This window comes from Roseateles sp. P1_C1_2 (genome assembly GCF_056406535.1).
Genome location: NZ_JBFUAB010000018.1, coordinates 41169 through 59373, shown reverse-complemented (window position 1 = coordinate 59373; position 18205 = coordinate 41169). Strand labels below are relative to the sequence as shown.

The window sequence follows — 18205 nt, the reverse complement described above, 5'->3', positions numbered from 1 at the left end:
AATCAGTGCGCTTCTTCCCAGTTCGCGCCCACGCCCACCTCGGCCAGCAGCGGCACCTTGAACTCGGCCACGCCCGCCATCAGGCGCGGCACCTCGGTGCGCATCCAGTCCAGCTCGGCCTCGGGCACCTCGAAGACGAGTTCATCGTGCACCTGCATGATGATCTTGGACTGCTTGCCCGCGCGCTCCAGTTCCGCCTGCACGGCCAGCATGGCCAGCTTGATCAGGTCGGCTGCCGTGCCCTGCATGGGCGCATTGATGGCCTGGCGCTCGGCTCCGGCCTTGCGTTGCCCATTGCCGCCACGGATCTCGGGCAGATAGATGCGCCGGCCGAACAGCGTCGACACATAGCCGAGTTCGGCCGCACTCGCCTTGGTCTCGTCCATGTACTTCTTGACGCCGGCAAAGCGGGTGAAATAGCGCTCGATGTAGTCCTTGGCCGCCTTCTGCTCGATGCCCAGGGCGCTGGCCAGGCCGAAGGCACCCATGCCGTAGATGAGGCCGAAGTTGATGGTCTTGGCATAGCGGCGCTGCTCGCTGGACACCTCGCCCAGCGCCACGCCGAACACCTCGCTGGCCGTCGCCTTGTGCACGTCCTGGCCCTCCTGGAAGGCCTTGAGCAGGCCCGGGTCCTCGCTGATGTGGGCCATGATGCGCAGCTCGATCTGCGAATAGTCGGCGCTGACTATTCTGAAGCCCTCGGGCGCGATGAAGGCCTCGCGCACACGCCGGCCTTCCGCCGTGCGGATGGGGATGTTCTGCAGATTGGGCTCGTTGCTGGACAGCCGCCCCGTCACCGCCACGGCCTGGGCGTAGTTGGTGTGCACGCGGCCGGTGTGGGCGTTGATCTGCAGCGGCAGCTTGTCGGTGTAGGTGCTCTTGAGCTTGGACAGGCCGCGGTATTCGAGGATCTTGGCCGGCAGCGGGAAGTCGGCGGCCAACTCGGTCAGCACCTCCTCGTCGGTGGACGGCGCGCCGGTGGCGGTCTTCTTCACGACGGGCAGGCCCAGCTTGGTGAACAGGATGTCGCCGATCTGCTTCGGGCTGCCGATGTTGAAAGGCTGGCCGGCGATCTCGTAGCACTGCTGCTCGAGCAGCACCAGGCGCTGGCCGATCTCGTGGCTTTGCAGCTTGAGGCGCTCGGAGTCGATCAGCACGCCGTTGCGCTCCACGCGCGCCAGCAGGTCGGCCGTCGGCATCTCGATGTCCGCGTAGATGCGCTTCAACCCCGCGTCGGCCTCGATCTGCGGCCACAGCACGCTGTGCAGGTGCAGGCACATCTCGGAGTCCTCGCCCGAGTAGGTGGTGGCCTTGGCCACATCCACCTGGGCGAACGGAATCTGGTGCGCGCCCTTGCCGCACAGGTCCTCGTAGCTCAGGCCCTTGCGGCCCAGGTGGCGCTCGGCCAGCGCCTCGAGGTTGTGTGTCTTGTGGGCCTCCAGCACATAGCTTTGCAGCAGGGTGTCGTGCTGCACGCCGGCCAGGTGGATGCCGTGATTGAGCAGCACGTGGCGGTCGTACTTCAGGTTCTGGCCGATCTTCTTGGCGGACTCGTCCTCCAGCCAGGGCTTGAGGCGGGCCAGCACCTGGTCCAGCGGCAGTTGCTCGGGGGCATCCGGGCCGCTGTGGTGCAGCGGGATGTAGGCCGCCTCGCCCGGCTTGTCGGCGAAGGAGATGCCGACGATGCGCGCGGCCATCGGGTCCAGCGAGTCGGTCTCGGTGTCCAGCGCACACAGCGGCGCGGCGTGCAGGCGGACGAGCCAGGATTCCAGCTGCTCGAAGCTCAGGATGGTGTCGTATTGGCGCGCCACGTCTGCCGCACCGGCAGGTGGCTCGGGCTCGTCGAACAAGCCCGGATTGGCCACGGCTGATGTTCCAGTTGTGGCCTTGGGCTTGGCGACCACTGCGGTGCCGGTCAACTCATCCAGCCACGCCTTGAAACCGTTGCGCACGTAGAACTCGCCCAGCGCCGCCTTGTCCGGCTCGCGGAAGGCCAGCTCCTCCAAAGCAGGCCAGCCCGCCACGTGCTCGGCCAGTTCGCAGTCCAACTTCACGGTGACCAGCTTGCGACCCATGGGCAGCCAGTCCAGCGCCGCACGCAGGTTCTCGCCGGCCTTGCCCTTGACCGCGGGCGCTGCGGCGATGACGCCGTCCAGCGAGCCGTATTCGGCAATCCACTTGGCGGCCGTCTTGGGACCGACGCCGGTCACGCCCGGCACGTTGTCCACCGTGTCGCCCATCAGCGTCAGGTAATCAATGATGCGGTTGGGCGGCACGCCGAACTTCTCCAGCACGCCGGCCTCGTCCAGCCGCTCGTTGCTCATCGTGTTGATGAGCTCCACGTCGGCATTGACGAGCTGGGCCAGGTCCTTGTCGCCGGTCGACACGATGACGCGGTGGCCCTGGGTGGCCGCGATGCAGCACAGGGTGCCGATGACGTCGTCCGCCTCGACGCCCGCCACCGTCAACGTGGGCCAGCCCAGCAGCTTGACGACCTCGTGGATGGGCTCGATCTGGGCGCGCAGCTCCGGCGGCATGGGCGAGCGCTGGGCCTTGTATTCCGGATACCAGTCGTCGCGGAAGGTCTTGCCCGGTGCGTCGAACACGCAGACGGCGTGCGCCGCGCCGATGTCGCTCTGCAGCTTCTTCAGCATGGCCACCATGCCGCGCACCGCGCCGGTGGGCTGCCCCTCGGGGCCACGCAGGTCGGGCATGGCATGGAAGGCGCGATAGAGGTAGCTGGAACCGTCGACCAGCAGCAGGATGGGTTTACTCATGGAGAGGGATTCTCGGCCAGGTGCCCGCCTAGAATCGGCAGCATGCTTCGCCCCGCCGTACTCCTCCTGCTCGCTGCCTGTGCCGCGAGCGCCTTCGCCGACCCACCCCCCGAGCCCAAGGTCGAACAGACCGTGGCCGAGGATGACCAGGTCCGCATCGAGGAGCTGAAGGTGCGCGGCGAGACCAAGAAAGTCACGGTCAAGAACAAGCTCACCAAGGCACCGGACTACGAAATCGTCGTCAATGACGCAGGCCGGGAATCGGCCGGCGGCACGGGTACGGGCCTGAGCAAGAGCGGCTCCGGCACGCGGGTCTGGCGAGTTCTCAAATTCTGATCGCAGGCGGCCCGAGAGCCGCTTTCTGGACCCATGGCCGTTTTTACCGAAGTCAGCCCTGAGCAGGCGCAAGCCCTGCTGGACCATCTCGCCCTGGGGCAGCTTTCGTCGCTGCGCGGCATTGGCGCCGGCATCGAGAACACCAACTACTTCGTCGACTGCACCCAGGGCGACGGCCATCTGCACCGCTATGTGCTGACGCTGTTCGAGCGCCTGACGGCCGAGCAGCTGCCCTTCTACCTGCGGCTGATGCAGCACCTGGCCCAGCGCGGCGTGCCCGTGCCCGAGCCCCACGCCGATGCCAGCGGCGAGATCCTGTTTGAAGTGGCGGGCAAGCCGGCGGCCATCGTCGACCGCCTGCATGGCGGCCACCAACTCGCACCCGACGCCTTCCACTGCAGCCAGGTCGGCGCCACGCTGGCGCGCATGCACCTGGCCGGCCAGGACTTCGCCCTCTACCAGCCCAATCTGCGCGGCCTGCCCTGGTGGCGCGAGGTGGCGCCGCAATTGCTGCCCTTCCTGGACGCGGCCGAGGCCGACCTGCTGCAAACCGAGCTGGCCTACCAGGAGCAGCTCGCCGCGTCGGCCCGCTATGCCGACCTGCTGGCACATCACTCGGGTCCCATCCACGCCGACCTGTTCCGCGACAACGTCATGTTCGAGCCCGGCGAGGGCCCGGGCCGCGAGCGCCTGACCGGCTTCTTCGACTTCTATTTCGCCGGCTGCGACACCTGGCTCTTCGACCTCGCCGTCTGCCTGAACGACTGGTGCATCGACCTGACCGACGGCCGCCTCATCGAGGAGCGCGCCGCCGTCTTCGTCGCCGCCTACGAAAGCGTGCGGCCGCTGTCCGGCGCCGAGCACCGCCTGCTGCCCGCCCTGCTGCGCGCCGCGGGATTCCGCTTCTGGCTGTCGCGGCTGTACGACCTGCACCTGCCGCGCGAGGCCAGCCTGCTGAAGGCCCACGACCCGCGCCACTTCGAGCGCGTGCTGCGTGAGCGCATCGCCAAGCCCTGGCACGCGCTGCACGACGAGGCGGCCACGTGACGATGCAGCTGCATCTGCAACAGGTGCCGGCCGGCAATGGCCGGCTCTGGATACGCCACGGCTTTCGCGTCTTCCAGCGCCAGCCCTGGGCCTTCTCGATGGCCATCCTGGCGCTCACGCTGTGCTCCAAGCTGATCGCGCTGATGGCACCCGTCGTCGGCACGCCGCTGCTGCTGGCGGTGATGCCGCTGATCTCGCTGGGCTTCATGCTGGCGACGCACCTGGCCCTGCAGCGCAAGCGGCCGGGCGTCGACACCTTCCTGAGCCCCCTGCGGCTGACGCCCGAGCGCACCCGGCACCAGATGGCGCTGTGCGCCACCTATCTGGCCGGCATCGTCGTCGTCATGCTGCTGTCCCACTGGATCGACGGCGGCAGTTCCGACAAGCTGCAGCAACTGATGGCCGCCCCCGCGCCCGACAAGGCCGCCATCGAAGCCGCCGCCACCGACCCGCGGCTGGTCTGGAGCGGCCTGGCCCTGGGGCTGGGGCTGCTGGCGCTGGCGATCCCGTTCTGGCACGCGCCGGCGCTGGTGCACTGGGGCGGCCAGGGCGTGGCCCAGGCGCTGTTCTCCAGCACGCTGGCCCTGTGGCGCAACAAGGCGGCCTTTTTGCTGAACGCCCTGCTCTGGGTGGCCCTGATCGCCACCTGCTTCAGCCTGCTGCTGCTGCTCAGCGGCATGCTGGGGCTGCCGGCGGACCCGGTCATGTCGCTGCAGATCACGGGCCTGCTGCTGTCGCCGGTCTATTACGCCTCGCTCTACTTCACTTTCGTCGACTGCTTCATGTTCGGCGCGCCGCAGAACCTGCTGGACGACAAGCAGGCCTGACGCCCCGGTTGCTGCACCGGGCCCGCGTTTTAACGCGGATGACATGCAGGATTCCTACATTGCACGGCTCGTGCCGGGCCGGCGTGCGACCTCGCGCGGGGCTCGGCTGTGCAGCCTTTCTCTGTAGCAGTCGCCAAATGTCCGAATCCCTGAATCGTCGCCACGCCCTCAAGTTCCTGGGCGCTCCCCTGATGCTTCCTATCGCTGGAACGGTGGGCGGCAGCGCCGTCGCCAGCCTGCTGACCGGCTGCGGCGGTGGCAGCGACGACAACAACGCGCCCGCCCCCAGCTTCGCCTCCGCCAGCTTCGTGGCCATGGCCGCGCCCAGCCTGGCCACGCCGGCCGACATGGCCAAGACCCTCGTCAACTCGACTTTGATGGTCAAGTTCAGCGACGACAGCACCCAGGGCTTCTCGCTCGCCTACGCCCCCTTCTTCACGACCGGCGACCTCGTCTCCGACGGCAAGGGCGGCACCCTGCTGGCCGGCGGCTATGTCGACTTCGCCGGCAAGCCCATCGTCGACACGACCGTGGCGGGCAAGGACCGCCAGTTCTTCAGCGACTCGCCCGACGGCACCTCGCTGCTCAAGCTCGACAACGCGACCGTGTCCGGCATCAAGGGCAACGCCGTCTTCGCCGTCGTGCAGTTCGAATACACGACCTGGGCCCAGGACGGCAAGACCGACATGTACGGCAAGCTGCCCTCGCCCATCGCCGTGCTGACGCTGGACCAGGACCCCGCCACCGGCCGCCTGTCGCTGGTGAAGTACCACAACGTCGACACCGCGCCCGCCATGGGCCTGTGGATCACCTGCGGCGCCAGCCTCTCGCCCTGGGGCACCCATCTGTCCAGCGAAGAGTACGAGCCCGACGCCTTCACCATCGCCAGCAACGCGCAGTTCAAGGCCTACAGCAAGAACCTGTTCGGCGACGAGACCAAGGCGAACTGCTACCACTACGGCCATCTGCCCGAAGTGACCGTCAACCCCGATGGCACCGGCACCATCAAGAAGCACTACTGCCTGGGCCGCATCTCGCACGAGCTGATCCAGGTCATGCCCGACAACCGCACCGCCATCATGGGCGACGACGCGACCAACGGCGGCTTCTTCATGTTCGTGGCCGACAAGGAGAAGGACCTCTCCGCCGGCTCGCTGTATGTGGCCAAGTTCGGCGCCGGCTTCTCGCTGGACACGGCCGCCGCCGGTGCGCCCATCACGTGGATCAAGCTCGGCTCGGCCACCAGCGCCGAGATCAAGGCCCTGGCCGACACCCTGAAGGCCACCGACATCATGGACGTGGCCACCACCGACCCGCTGGACGCCAGCTTCACCAAGATCTGGTTCAGCGGCAAGGTGCAGTGGGTGCGCGTCAAGGCCGGCATGGACAAGGCCGCCGCCTTCCTCGAGACGCATCGCTACGCCGCGCTCAAGGGTGGCTCGATGGCCTTCACCAAGATGGAAGGCACGACCGTCAACGCCAAGGACAAGATCGCCTACTCGGCGCTGCAGAACATGCAGAGCTCCATGGTGCGCGGCAACGCGGCCTGGAACGAGGCCGCCAACATCACCCTCGACAAGGCGCTGAATGCCGGCGGCGTGCTGGCCCACACGCTGAGCACGGGCCAGAAGGACACGGCAGGCGCAGCCATCACCAGCGACTGGGTGCCGTCCCTGACCAAGACCCTGCTCATCGGCGAAGACCTGGCCACGGCAGATGCGCTGGGCAACCTCGCCAACCCCGACAAGATCGGCGCGCCAGACAACCTGAAGTTCTCGGAGAAGCTGCGCACCCTCTTCATCGGCGAGGACAGCAGCTACCACGTCAACAACTTCGTCTGGGCCTACAACGTCGACACCAAGGCTCTGACCCGCCTCGTGTCCATGCCTTCGGGCGCCGAGGCCACCGGCCTGGGCGTGGTGGACGACCTGAACGGCTGGACCTACATCACCAGCAACTTCCAGCATCCCGGCGACTGGGGCGTGCCGCTGCACAACGTCGTCAAGGCCACGCTGGACCCGCTGGTGCGCGCCAACTACAAGGACCGCTTCGGCGCCCAGGTGGGCTATCTGACGGGTGCGGCCACGAGCGTCAAGCTGGGCAAGATCGGCTGATTGCGGGCAGGGCTGCCGGAGCAGCCCCGCTTGTGCATCACCGTGGCTCGGCCGCAGGCGACGCCCCCTCGTCGACTTCGCGGGCCACATCGGCACTCAGCTCACCGGTGCCCGCATGGCGTCGCTGGCGGTCCTGCTGCTTGCCGAGTGCCGAGTCGAGGGCGCGCGTCAACTTGTCGGCCGCACCCTCGATCGCCAGGTGCAGGCTTTCGGCCTGGTGCTTGACCGCGATGTTCTTCAGTCCGACCACGCGCGCCTCCAGCAGGCAGCGCATGTCGTCGGGGCCCGATTTCTCGCCGCTGTTCATGTCGCCCAGATGCGCTTCCACATGCGTCACCTGGCCCTTGTAGTGATCCACGGCATCGCGGATCACGCCCTCGACATGTTCGATCAGCTTCTCCCTGCCCTCCACATGGTTGTCCGTCTCGATATGCACCTGCATCGCATTTCCTTTCGGCGTACGGAAGTCGCGCGCTTGAAAGGAAGGGGGCAAGCGGCATGCCGTGAGGTGCTTCAGTGCCTTGGGAGGTCGTTGAAGACTGCGCCGGCAACCGCCGGTAAGAAGCGGTACGTGACGGCCGATTCAACTCCAGCAAGTGGGTGCTGAACGTCAACGCCCAGCGGGCGGCGTCGCCCCCTGTAGCGCAGGGCTAGACCTCGACCGAGTGATCGACTTCGATCTCTTCAGCAAAGAAGTCCGCAAGCCAAAGACTGCTGCCGTCTGGAAGGCAGCTCTCAACGACATACTTGTCTGGAAGATTTGGCGCACTCAGAACATCCAGCACGGTTCCGTAGTCGCCGACCTGTGGGGGCCGCTGGTTTACGCGCCAGCCGTCATAGGACTGCGCTTCATGCAGCAAATGCCGAACACGAACGCAGACGAATGGTTTGAGCACTGAATCCACAGGTAGCGGCGTCTCAGCGCTCCCGCGGAATCGCGTAAGTGCCCGTCGCATGCGCCACCGGCTCGTCTTCGCCTTCGGAATAGATGTAGACCTCGCCCACCGCCAGCGTCTTGCCCAGCTTCATCAACCGGCAGCGCGCAACGACACGCCGGTCGGCGCGCGGCTTGCGCAGGAAGTTGATGGACAGATTCGTCGTCACCGCCAGCGGCACGATGCCGATGCGCGCCAGGATGGCGAGGTAGAGGGCCACGTCGGCCAGCGTCATCATGACCGGGCCCGACACCGTGCCGCCGGGGCGCAGCTCGCGCTCACCCACGGGATGGGCGACGACGACGCTGCCGTCTTCTTCGTCCACCTCCTCCAGCGTGCAGCGGTTCTGCGGGAACTCGGCCAGCAGGAAAGCGTTCAGCTCGGCGTGTGAGGGGCGGTGTTCGGTCATGGCGAATTGCAAGTAAATGCGAAGACAGCACTGAACAGCCTAGCATCGCCTCAGAATCGGCCCATGAACCTCAACGACCGGGGCTTCACGGGCTCCATCCCCGAGCTCTACGAGCGCTATATGGTGCCGCTGATCTTCGAGCCCTATGCGCTCGATCTGGCGGCCAGGGCGGCTGCGCTGCGGCCGGCCGAGGTGCTGGAGATTGCCGCCGGCACCGGCGTGCTGACGCGCCGCCTGGTGGCCGAACTGCCGCCCGAGACGCACATCATCGCCAGCGACCTGAACGCGATGATGATCGACATGGCCGCCACGCTGGGCACCGAGCGCCCCGTCGAATGGCGGCTGGCCGACGCCATGGACCTGCCCTTCGAGGACGAGAGCTTCGAACTCGTGGCCTGCCAGTTCGGCGCGATGTTCTTCCCGGACAAGGCCGAGGCCTATGCCGAGATCCGCCGCGTGCTGAAACCGGGCGGCTTCTTCCTGTTCAACGTCTGGGACCACATCGACAGCAACGAGCTGGCCAAGACGGCCACCGAGGCCTTGGCCCAGGCCTTCCCGGACGACCCGCCGCGTTTCATGGCCCGCACGCCGCATGGCTATCACGACATCGACGTGCTGCGTGCCGATCTGCAAGCCGGTGGCTTCGAGCGCGAGGCCGACATCGTCACGCTGCCGCTGCGGGCCCGCGCCGACTCCCCCTCCCCGGCCGCCCTGGGCTATTGCCAGGGCACGCCGCTGCGCACCGAGATCGAGGCGCGCGCGCCGGGCCGGCTGCCGGAGATGACGGCCCTCGTCGCTCGCGCCTTTGCCGACAGATTTGGAGCCGGTCCTCTGGACACGCGCATCCAGGCCCACGTGGTGATCATCGGGCGATAGTCCTTCGTGTTGCGGGCCGAGCGCCGGGCCGCTCCCTAGCCGGCCCGCCTTGGGCGATGTTTGCCGGTCAATCCGGCAAGCATCGCCGTCCCCTCGGGGGACCGACCAGATGCACCCGCGTTCAGCAGGGGTGCATCTGGGCGAGGGGCAGTCAATCGATCGGCGTCAGCTTCGCGACCGACAAGGCCAGCCACTTCGTACCGTGGCGGCCGAAGTTGACCTGGGCCCGCGCATCCGTGCCCGAACCTTCCAGCGTCAGCAACACGCCCTCGCCGAACTTGTTGTGGAAGACGCCCTTGCCCACGCGCAGGCCGCCATGTTCTTCCGACACCTTCTGCTTCATGCTGGGCGGCACGGGCGGCTCGACCCAGGCCGCCCTCTCTCCACGATTGGGCACATTGCCGGCGCCCACCATGCCCTTGAGGCCGCTGCCGCGCTGCCAGGCCTGCTGGTACTCGCGCGCAAAGCCCGAGCCGAAGCCCTGGTTGCGCGGCGTCAGCCACTTCAGCGCTTCCTCGGGCAGCTCGTCGAAGAAGCGGCTCTTGATGTGATAACGCGTCTGTCCGTGCAGCATGCGCGTCTGGCAGAAGCTGAGTGACAGCTTCTGGCGCGCCCGCGTGATGGCGACATACATCAGGCGGCGCTCCTCCTCGAGGCCGTCATGGTCGGACATCGAGTTCTCATGCGGGAACAGGCCCTCCTCCAGGCCCGTGATGAAGACCGCATCGAACTCCAGGCCCTTGGCCGAGTGGACGGTCATCAGCTGCACGGCGTCCTGGCCGGCCTGGGCCTGGTTGTCACCGGCCTCCAGCGAGGCATGCGTCAGGAAGGCCACCAGCGGCGACATGATCTCGCCCGTCTCGGCGTCGGGCACCGCGCCCGGCGTGCCGGTGGACTGCACGCTCGGCGCCACTTCGTCCACGGGCAGGCCCACGGCGTTCTTGCCAAAGCCCTCCTGCATGACGAAGGCCTCGGCCGCATTGATCAGTTCGTCCAGGTTCTCCAGCCGCTCGGCGCCGTCCTTGTCGGTGCGGTAGAAATCCAGCAGGCCCGAGGTCTCCAGCACCTGCTCGATGATCTCGCGCAGCGTCATGCCCTGCGTGAGGTTGCGCGTCGAGTCGATCAGGTTGGTGAAGGCAACCAGGTTGGCCCCGCCCTTGCCGGTGATGGCGCCCACGCTCTGGTAGAGGCTGCGGCCCGAGGCCTTGGCGGCGTCCTGCAGGTTCTCCAGCGTCTTGGCGCCGATGCCGCGCGTCGGGAAGTTCACGACGCGCAGGAAACTGGTGTCGTCGTTGGCGTTCTCCAGCAGCCTGAGGTAGGCCAGTGCATGCTTGACCTCGGCGCGCTCGAAGAAGCGCAGGCCGCCGTAGACGCGGTAAGGGATGCCCGAGTTGAACAGCGCCGACTCGATGACCCGCGACTGCGCATTGCTGCGGTAGAGGATGGCGATCTCCTGGCGGTCCATGCCGCCGCGGTGCAGGCTCTGGATCTCCTCGATGACCCACTGCGCTTCGGCAAAGTCGCTGGGCGATTCCTGCACGCGGATGGGGTCGCCCGGGCCGGCATCGGTGCGCAGCGTCTTGCCCAGGCGCTGGCTGTTGCGGCTGATCAGCTCGTTGGCGGCATCCAGGATGTGGCCAAAGCTGCGGTAGTTCTGCTCCAGCTTGATGACCTTCTTGACGCGGTACTCGCGCTCGAAGTCGGCCATATTGCCGACGCGCGCGCCACGGAAGGCGTAGATGCTCTGGTCGTCGTCACCCACGGCCAAGAGGCTCTGGCCGCTATCGAGGCCGGGCGGAGCGAACATCTTCAGCCAGGCGTACTGCAGCTTGTTGGTGTCCTGGAATTCGTCGACGAGGATGTGGCGGAAGCGGTGCTGGTAGTGCTCGCGCACCGCCGCGTTGTCGCGCAGCAGTTCGTAGGAGCGCAGCATCAGCTCGGCAAAGTCCACCACGCCCTCGCGCTGGCATTGGTCCTCGTAGTTGGCGTAGATCTCGACGAGCTTCCTCGTCTGCTCGTCACGCTGCTCCACGTCGCCGGGGCGCTGGGCTTCTTCCTTGCAGCCGGCGATGAACCAGCCCACCTGCTTGGGGACGAAGCGCTCTTCATCGAGCTTCATCGCCTTGATGACACGCTTGACGGCCGACGTCGTGTCGCTGGCGTCCAGGATCTGGAAGGCCTGGGGCAGGTTGGCCAGCTTCCAGTGCGCCCGCAGGAAGCGGTTGCACAGGCCGTGGAAGGTGCCTATCCACATGCCGCGCACATTGAAGGGCAGCATGGTGGAGAGCCGCGTCAGCATCTCCTTGGCGGCCTTGTTCGTGAAGGTCACGGCCATGATGCCGCCCGGGCTGACCTGGCCGGTCTGCAGCAGCCAGGCGATGCGGGTGGTCAGCACACGGGTCTTGCCGGAGCCGGCACCGGCCAGGATGAGGGCGGGCTCCGGTGCCGCGGTCACGGCGGCCAGTTGCTCGGGGTTGAGATTGCGCAGCAGGGGGCTGGAAGCGGCGTCGACCGCAGCGTCGACAGGGAAAGAGGTCATGCCGGCATTTTAGGGAACCGCCTCTTACAGACCCGGCTGGGGACCACCGCGTTCCCGCGAGTGCCTTGGCGATACTTCTGGTTTTCCCCGTAAGACCCACTTTCCGAATGCCACGTCTCACTCTCGCCCTCGGCGTCGTCGCCCTCACCCTCGCTTCGCAGGCCACCCAGGCCCAGGACACACCGGACGGCAAGTGGCATGGCGGCCTCAGCGTCGCCGGCGCCCTGGCCAGCGGCAACAGCAGCAGCCGCACCCTGGCCGCCAATGCGGATGCCAGCGTCGCCACGGCCGAAGACAAGCTCAGCCTCTTCGGCATCGCCAACTACGGCCGCAACAAGAACGCGGGCGTCGACACCACCACCGCCGACCTGCTGCGCCTGGGCGGCCGCTACGACTTCAACTTCGGCCCGCAGTGGTTCGCCTTCGGCGGTGCAGACGCCGAGACCAACAAGGCCGGCGGCGTGCGCGACCGCTACAGCGTCAATGGCGGTCTCGGCTATCACCTGGTGAAGGACGATGCCACCAACTGGGACATCTTCAGCGGTCTCGGCTACACGGCCACCCGCCTCACGGACGGCACCGAGGCCAATGGCGCGCAAGTGCTGTTCGGTGAAGAGTCCAGCCACAAGGTCAGCGAGACGACGACGCTGAAGCAGCGCCTCGTCTACTACCCCGGCGGCGGCGACCTCGGCAACCGCGCCACCTTCGACGCGGGCCTCGCCACGCAGATCAGCGGCGCCTGGACGCTCAACGCCGGCCTGGCCAGCCGCTACACCAGCCGCGTGCCGCTGGGCACCAAGAAGACCGACAACCTGCTGACGGTCGGCTTCGGCTACAAGTTCTGACTCAGCGGCCTTTGCGCACCTTGCCGGCCCGGCCGGCCTTGGACCATTCGTAGGCTTCGCCGTCCGGCGTCTTGCCCCCCTCCACGGCCGAGACACCGGGCTTGCCCACGCTCTCGTCCAGTTCGGTCGAGATGCTGACGTGGCGATGCCCCGCCCGGCGCCTGTCCTCGGCCCAGGCCAGGGCCTGGGTCAGTTCCTTGCTGCTGAATAACTGGCAGACGGGCGCAGCCTCTTCGCCCTCGCTCTCCAGCCAATACACGACGATGCCCAAAACGATCTCCGATCTCAGCGTCCAGCCGCCAGCCTAGCGCCTATCCAGCGATTCACCTCGCGCTCCAGCAGATCCAGCGGCATGGCCCCGCCGCGCAGCACGGCATCGTGGAAGTCGCGCAGCACGAAGCGAGCACCCAGCTCGCGCTCGGCCCGCTCGCGCAGCGCGCGGATGCGCAGCTCGCCCAGCTTGTAGCCCAGGGCCTGGGCCGGCCAGCCGATGTAGCGGTCCACCTCGGTCTCGATGAAGCCGGCGCCCAGCGCCGTGTGCTCGCGCAAGTAGGCCACGGCCTGCTCGCGCGTCCAGCCCTTGGCATGCAGGCCGGTGTCGACAACGAGGCGGCAGGCGCGCCAGATCTCGAAGGACAGGCGCCCGAAATGCTCATACGCGTCGCGGTACAGGCCCATCTCCACGCCCAGGTGTTCGGCATAGAGCGCCCAGCCCTCCACATAGGCATTCAAGTCATCCAGGCGCCGGAATGCCGGCAGGTCCTCCCTCTCCTGGGCCAGCGCGATCTGCAGGTGGTGGCCTGGCGCGCCTTCGTGCAGCGTCCAGGCCGTCAGGCTGTAGAGGGGGCTGTGCTCCACCGCATCGGCATTGACCAGCACCGTGCCGGCCACGCCCTGCGTCAAGCTGCCCGGGTTGTAGCCCGAGGACGACTCCTTCATCTCCGGCGCCACGACGCGCACGCCAAAGCTCAGCTGCGGCAGGCGGCGGAAATAGGCTGGCAGCAGCGCATCGACCCGCTTGGCGACATCCCGTGTGCGGCTCACGTAATCGTCCAGGCTGGCGGCGCGAAAGCGTGGGTCGGCGCGCAGCTGCTCCGAGAAGGCGGCCAGGCTGCCGCTGAAGCCGGTGCTGGCCATGACCTGCCGCATCTCGGCCTCGATGCGGGCCACCTCGCTCAGCCCCAGCGCATGGATGGCCTCGGGCGACATGCGCGTGGAGGCCTGGCGGCGGATCAGATAGGCGTAGTAGGCCGGGCCCTCGGGCAAGGTCGTGATGCCCAGGACCGGGCTGGCCGCCGGCACCACCACGCGCTCGAACAGCTCGGCCATCTCGCGCTCTGCCGGCTTCACCGCGCGCTGCACCAGGGCCAGCCCTTCGGCCTGAAGCTGGGCTCGCAGCGCTTGCGCCAGCGTGGACGGCAGTTCGGCCAGCGGCTTCATCAGCGCGTGGGCCTCGGCGGGTTGATCTGCTCTTGCCCGCAAGGCCGCCGCCGCGCGCTCGGCGATGAGACGCGGCCGCACGAAGCCGCTGGCCGCACCGCGCTTCAGGTTGTCGGCCTGCGCGCGGTAGTAGGCCGGGAAGGCAGCGATCTTGGCCAGCCAGGCTCGCGCCTGCGCCTCGTCGCGCAGCACGACGCCGTCGGCCGCGTAATTGGGCACGGTGTAGAAGCCGTCACCACCGATATAGGGCAGGCGCGACTCGTCGAAGGCCAGGCCTTGCAGATCGAGGTCGACCCGCTCGGCCAGCAAGTCGCGGCTCAATGCGTCCTCGGGCGTCAGCCTGGACCTGCCCAGCGCCACGATGCGGGCCTGCAACTTCAGCAGCCGCTGCCGGCGCTCGGTCAGGGCGGAGGCACTGTCGTCCGGCCAGCGCGCCAGTGCGGCGGTATCGCCCACCAGCACGGCGCGCAACGGGTCGGTGGCCCGCAGATGGAGGTCGTAGTCCGCCAGCAGCGTGCGCCAGCCCTGCGGGGCCGACGGCGACGCGGCAACAGCCAGCGGCAGGCCGGCCAGCAAAGGCAGCAGAGCGACTCGGAGGGCTCGAAGCATGCAGGCTCCCGGATTGGCGCCCGGCATCATGGCACGCCAAAATACTTGCCAAAAGCAATCATATTCACCATGATGCACTCATGAGCACCTCGACCCAAGCCCTGGACATCCGCGCCTTCAACCGCTTCTACACGGGCCGCATCGGCGTGTTGGCGCCCAAGCTGCCCGACAGCGAGTTCACGCTGCCTGAGGCCCGGCTGATGTGGGAGCTGGCTCATCACGCGCCCGTCAGCGCGGCCGCGCTGAGCAAGAGCCTGCAACTGGATGCCGGCTATATGAGCCGCCTGCTGCGCGGCTTGAAGAACCGCGGCCTGCTGGCGAGCCAGTCCCACCCCAGCGACGGCCGCCAGACCCTGCTCAAGCTCAGCGCCGCCGGCAAGCGCGCCTTCGTGCCGCTGGACCGCGCGGGCACGGCCAAGGCCGAGGCCATGCTGGCGCCGCTGTCCACGCCGCAACGCCAGGCGCTGCTGGGCTCGATGTCGCGCATCCAGGCCATGCTGGAGCCCGACGCGGCAACGCCCGTGGAGTTGCGCGCGCCCCAGCCCGGCGACCTGGGCTGGATCGTCGAGCGGCATGGCGCCTTCTACGCCGCCGAATATGGGCTGGACACCCGCTTCGAGGCCCTCGTGGCCCGCATCTGCGCCGACTACGTCGATCGCTTCCAGCCCGGGCGCGAGGCCTGCTGGATCGCTGCACGTGGCGCCGAGCGGCTGGGTTGCGTGATGCTGGTGCAGGCGCGCAATGAGACTCAAGATGGGGCCACCGGCAAGCCGCGCGCCGGCGTCGCCAAGCTGCGCCTGCTGCTGCTGGAGCCGCATGCACGCGGCCTGGGCCTGGGCAAGCGCCTGGTGCGCCAATGCAGCGACTTCGCGCGCGAGGCGGGCTACAAGCGCATCGAGCTGTGGACGCAGAGCGCACTGAGCGCCGCCCGTGCCATCTACACGGCCGAGGGCTACCGGCTGGTGCACAGCGAGGCCCTGAACAGCTTCGGCCAGGATGTCATCAGCGAGAGCTGGGAGCTGGTCCTCTAGGCGCGCCGCACCAGGGGTGTGCGGGCCACCGCACGCTTGAGGTGCCATCAAACCGCGCGCACCCGCGCAGTCGTGCGGTTCTGCACATTGCGGATCTGGCATCGCCCTGGCATGCGATTTGCGCTGTGCCGCCCATGACCAGCAATCGGGGAGTCAGCATGCCGGCCGCGGCTATCCAGTTCGGACCGCCGCGACATCTCCCCTCGCCCGCCGCCGCCTGCCCTCAGCATCTGGAACAGGCCGCCGGTTTCGGCCAATGGTGGTACGACCCGCAGACCGGCGTCACCCATCTGTCGTCCACGGCGGCCGAATACCTCGAGATGCCCAGCCGTTCGGCCAGCGGCCTGGACACCTGCTTCGGCCATGTCGTCGAGGACGACCTGCCCGAACTGATCCAGCTCTGGACCGGCGCCCAGCCCCAGCGCCCGCTGGACATCCGCGTCGCGGGCCTGGCGCGCGGCCTGCGCTGGCTGCGCGTGACGCCGCTGCCGCCCGACCCGGCGCGGCCACGCTGGCGCCATGGCCTGCTGCAGGACGTGACAGCCCTCACCCACGCCGCCGTGCGCGAGCGCCTGGGCTATGCGCTGACCGAGTACCTGGTGGGCACCCACACGCTGGAGGACGCGATCCGCAACGTCATCCAGCTGATCTGCCGCAATCTCGGCTGGGAATGGGGCGCCTACTGGAATATGGAAGGCGGCGGCAGCCATCTGCATTGCCGCCACTTCTGGCACCAACCCGACGCGCGGCTGGAGCAGTTCAGCGCGGTCAGCGCGTCGCTGAAGATGGCGCCGGGCGAGGGCCTGGTCGGCCGTGTCTGGGCCACCGGCCAGGCCGAATGGGTGGAGGACATGAGCACCGACCCGCGCTTCCTGCGCCGCGGCAGCGCCCAGATGTGCGGTTTGTGGTCGGGCTATGTCTTCCCGGTCACCTATGTGTCGGAGAACGGCGAGCGCCACCGCCCCGGCGTGCTGGAGTTCTACAGCAGCCTGGCCCGCCAGCCCGAGGCCCAGCTGCCCAAGGTCTCGGCCACCATCGGCGCCTTGATCGCCCAGACCGCCCAGCGCCTGGAGACCGAGGCCGTCATCCACCGCCTGGCCCAGGTCGACGAGATGACCGAGCTGGACAACCGCGCCCATTTCTACGCCCAGCTGAATCGCCATTGCGCGCTGAGCCATCACCAGGGCCGGCGCTTTGCGCTGATGTTCATCGACCTGGACCGCTTCAAGCCCATCAACGACGCCTTCGGCCACGAGGCCGGCAATGCGGTGTTGCAGGAGTTCGCAAAACGGCTGCGCAAGCTGGCGCCGCCGCCGGCCCGCGTCGGCCGCCTGGGCGGCGACGAGTTCGCCATCCTGGTGCCCGACAGCGGCGCCGAGGAGGGGCTGGCGACCCTGGTGGACGCCGTGCTCGCCGCGGCCAACCGCCCCTTCGGCTATGAGGGCGTGGCGCTGACCGTGTCGGCCAGCATCGGCGTCAGCCGCTTCCCCGAGAACGGCCAGAGCGGCCCGGAGCTGCTGCGCAGCGCCGATGCGGCCATGTACCGCGTCAAGCAGAACGGCCGCAACGGCAGCAATGTGTTCTCGACCAGCAGCCCCGACACCCTGGCCCAGCAGCGCGCCAAGCTGGCCCAGCGCCTGGCCATCGAGACCGAGCTGCACGAGGCGCTGCAGACGGAACAGCTGCGCCTGGTCTACCAGCCCATCGTCGACATCGCCTCGGGTGCGCTGCATGGCGTGGAGGCGCTGCTGCGCTGGCACAAGCCCGACGGCACGACGGTGCCACCCGATGTCTTCATCCCCATCGCCGAGCAGAGCGACCTCATCGTCGACATCGGCCGCTGGGTGCTGGGCCAGACGCTGCGCGACCTCGCCTCGCTGAAGGGCGGTGTGCTGGAGAAGCTCAAGATCCACGTCAACATGGCGGCGTCGGAGTTCACCAGCAGCGCCCTGCCCGAGATGCTCAGGGCCATGTCGGCCGGACTCGAGGTGCCGCCCTCGCAAGTCGTGCTGGAGCTGACCGAAGGCATGCTGATGCGCCAGCCCGAGCAGGTGAAACGCGTCATGCATCAGCTGCGCGACATCGGTTTCGAGATCTCGCTGGACGACTTCGGCATGGGCCACTCGTCGCTGGCCATGCTGAAAAGCCTGCCCATCAGCTCGTTGAAGATCGACCGCAGCTTCGTGCGCGACCTGCCCACCGGCGACCGCGACCGCGCCATCGCCCAGACCATCGTCGACCTCGGCCGGCATCTGCAGCTGGAGGTCATCGCCGAAGGCATCGAGAGTGCGGATCAGCTCAAGGTGCTGAGCGAATGCGGCTGCGGCTTCGGCCAGGGCTGGCTGCTGGGGCGGCCGCTGCCGCTGGCGGGACTGATCGAGGCCTTTCCGGACGGCCGCTCGGGAGGAGCCAAGCGCTAG

The 18205-nt window shown here is 68.0% G+C and carries 15 protein-coding genes; 9 read left to right on the top strand and 6 right to left on the bottom strand.

Annotation, left to right across the window (positions count from 1 at the left end; genetic code table 11):
• Positions 1–2 precede the first annotated feature (2 nt).
• A complete protein-coding gene (polA, locus tag AC1D2H_RS18575) occupies positions 3–2777 on the bottom strand; it encodes a DNA polymerase I (protein WP_478011991.1) in 2775 nt (924 codons plus the stop codon).
• Positions 2778–2819: 42 nt separating this feature from the next.
• On the opposite strand from polA, the gene AC1D2H_RS18570 reads away from it, so the two are divergent.
• The 4 genes from AC1D2H_RS18570 (at position 2820) to AC1D2H_RS18555 (ending at position 7101) form a co-directional block, all read left to right on the top strand.
• Positions 2820–3113, top strand: coding sequence for a hypothetical protein (locus tag AC1D2H_RS18570; protein WP_477929352.1), 294 nt, complete (start codon positions 2820–2822; stop codon positions 3111–3113).
• A 33-nt stretch (positions 3114–3146) separates the two neighbouring features.
• Positions 3147–4160: a homoserine kinase gene (locus tag AC1D2H_RS18565; RefSeq protein ID WP_477929350.1), complete on the top strand. Its 1014-nt coding sequence runs from the start codon at positions 3147–3149 to the stop codon at positions 4158–4160.
• A gap of 2 nt (positions 4161–4162) precedes the next feature.
• The gene (locus tag AC1D2H_RS18560; protein ID WP_477929564.1) at positions 4163–4987 is read left to right on the top strand and encodes a BPSS1780 family membrane protein; all 825 of its coding nucleotides are present in this window, start codon (positions 4163–4165) and stop codon (positions 4985–4987) included.
• 137 nt (positions 4988–5124) lie between these two features.
• The gene (locus tag AC1D2H_RS18555; protein ID WP_478011990.1) at positions 5125–7101 is read left to right on the top strand and encodes a PhoX family protein; all 1977 of its coding nucleotides are present in this window, start codon (positions 5125–5127) and stop codon (positions 7099–7101) included.
• 37 nt (positions 7102–7138) lie between these two features.
• Here AC1D2H_RS18555 and AC1D2H_RS18550 read toward each other — a convergent pair whose 3' ends face one another.
• Positions 7139–7543, bottom strand: coding sequence for an HPF/RaiA family ribosome-associated protein (locus tag AC1D2H_RS18550; protein ID WP_478011989.1), 405 nt, complete (start codon positions 7541–7543; stop codon positions 7139–7141).
• Between the two features lie 223 nt (positions 7544–7766).
• Between AC1D2H_RS18550 and AC1D2H_RS18545 the strand changes: the two genes are divergently transcribed.
• The gene (locus AC1D2H_RS18545; protein WP_477929344.1) at positions 7767–8000 is read left to right on the top strand and encodes a hypothetical protein; all 234 of its coding nucleotides are present in this window, start codon (positions 7767–7769) and stop codon (positions 7998–8000) included.
• Between the two features lie 19 nt (positions 8001–8019).
• On the opposite strand, the gene AC1D2H_RS18540 is transcribed toward AC1D2H_RS18545, so the two are convergent.
• Positions 8020–8445, bottom strand: a complete 426-nt coding sequence (locus tag AC1D2H_RS18540; RefSeq protein ID WP_478011988.1) for a PaaI family thioesterase — start codon at positions 8443–8445, stop codon at positions 8020–8022.
• A 63-nt stretch (positions 8446–8508) separates the two neighbouring features.
• On the opposite strand from AC1D2H_RS18540, the gene AC1D2H_RS18535 reads away from it, so the two are divergent.
• Entirely contained in the window at positions 8509–9321 is an 813-nt protein-coding gene (locus AC1D2H_RS18535; RefSeq protein WP_477929340.1) for a class I SAM-dependent methyltransferase, read from the top strand.
• Positions 9322–9472: 151 nt separating this feature from the next.
• Here the strand turns inward: AC1D2H_RS18535 and AC1D2H_RS18530 are convergent, their stop codons facing one another.
• Positions 9473–11860, bottom strand: coding sequence for a UvrD-helicase domain-containing protein (locus AC1D2H_RS18530; RefSeq protein WP_477929338.1), 2388 nt, complete (start codon positions 11858–11860; stop codon positions 9473–9475).
• A gap of 107 nt (positions 11861–11967) precedes the next feature.
• Between AC1D2H_RS18530 and AC1D2H_RS18525 the strand changes: the two genes are divergently transcribed.
• On the top strand, positions 11968–12705 hold the full coding sequence (locus AC1D2H_RS18525; RefSeq protein WP_478011987.1) for a DUF481 domain-containing protein: 738 nt from the start codon (positions 11968–11970) through the stop codon (positions 12703–12705).
• 1 nt (position 12706) lies between these two features.
• Here AC1D2H_RS18525 and AC1D2H_RS18520 read toward each other — a convergent pair whose 3' ends face one another.
• Positions 12707–12976 (bottom strand): hypothetical protein, encoded by a 270-nt coding sequence (locus AC1D2H_RS18520; protein ID WP_478011986.1) that lies wholly within the window; start codon positions 12974–12976, stop codon positions 12707–12709.
• A gap of 14 nt (positions 12977–12990) precedes the next feature.
• Positions 12991–14754, bottom strand: a complete 1764-nt coding sequence (locus AC1D2H_RS18515; protein ID WP_478011985.1) for a DUF885 domain-containing protein — start codon at positions 14752–14754, stop codon at positions 12991–12993.
• 80 nt (positions 14755–14834) lie between these two features.
• Here AC1D2H_RS18515 and AC1D2H_RS18510 point away from each other — a divergent pair, with 80 nt between their 5' ends.
• Both AC1D2H_RS18510 and AC1D2H_RS18505 read left to right on the top strand, forming a co-directional pair.
• Positions 14835–15785: a bifunctional helix-turn-helix transcriptional regulator/GNAT family N-acetyltransferase gene (locus AC1D2H_RS18510; protein WP_478011984.1), complete on the top strand. Its 951-nt coding sequence runs from the start codon at positions 14835–14837 to the stop codon at positions 15783–15785.
• A 158-nt stretch (positions 15786–15943) separates the two neighbouring features.
• Complete coding sequence (locus AC1D2H_RS18505) at positions 15944–18205, top strand: putative bifunctional diguanylate cyclase/phosphodiesterase (protein WP_478011983.1); 2262 nt, start codon at positions 15944–15946, stop codon at positions 18203–18205.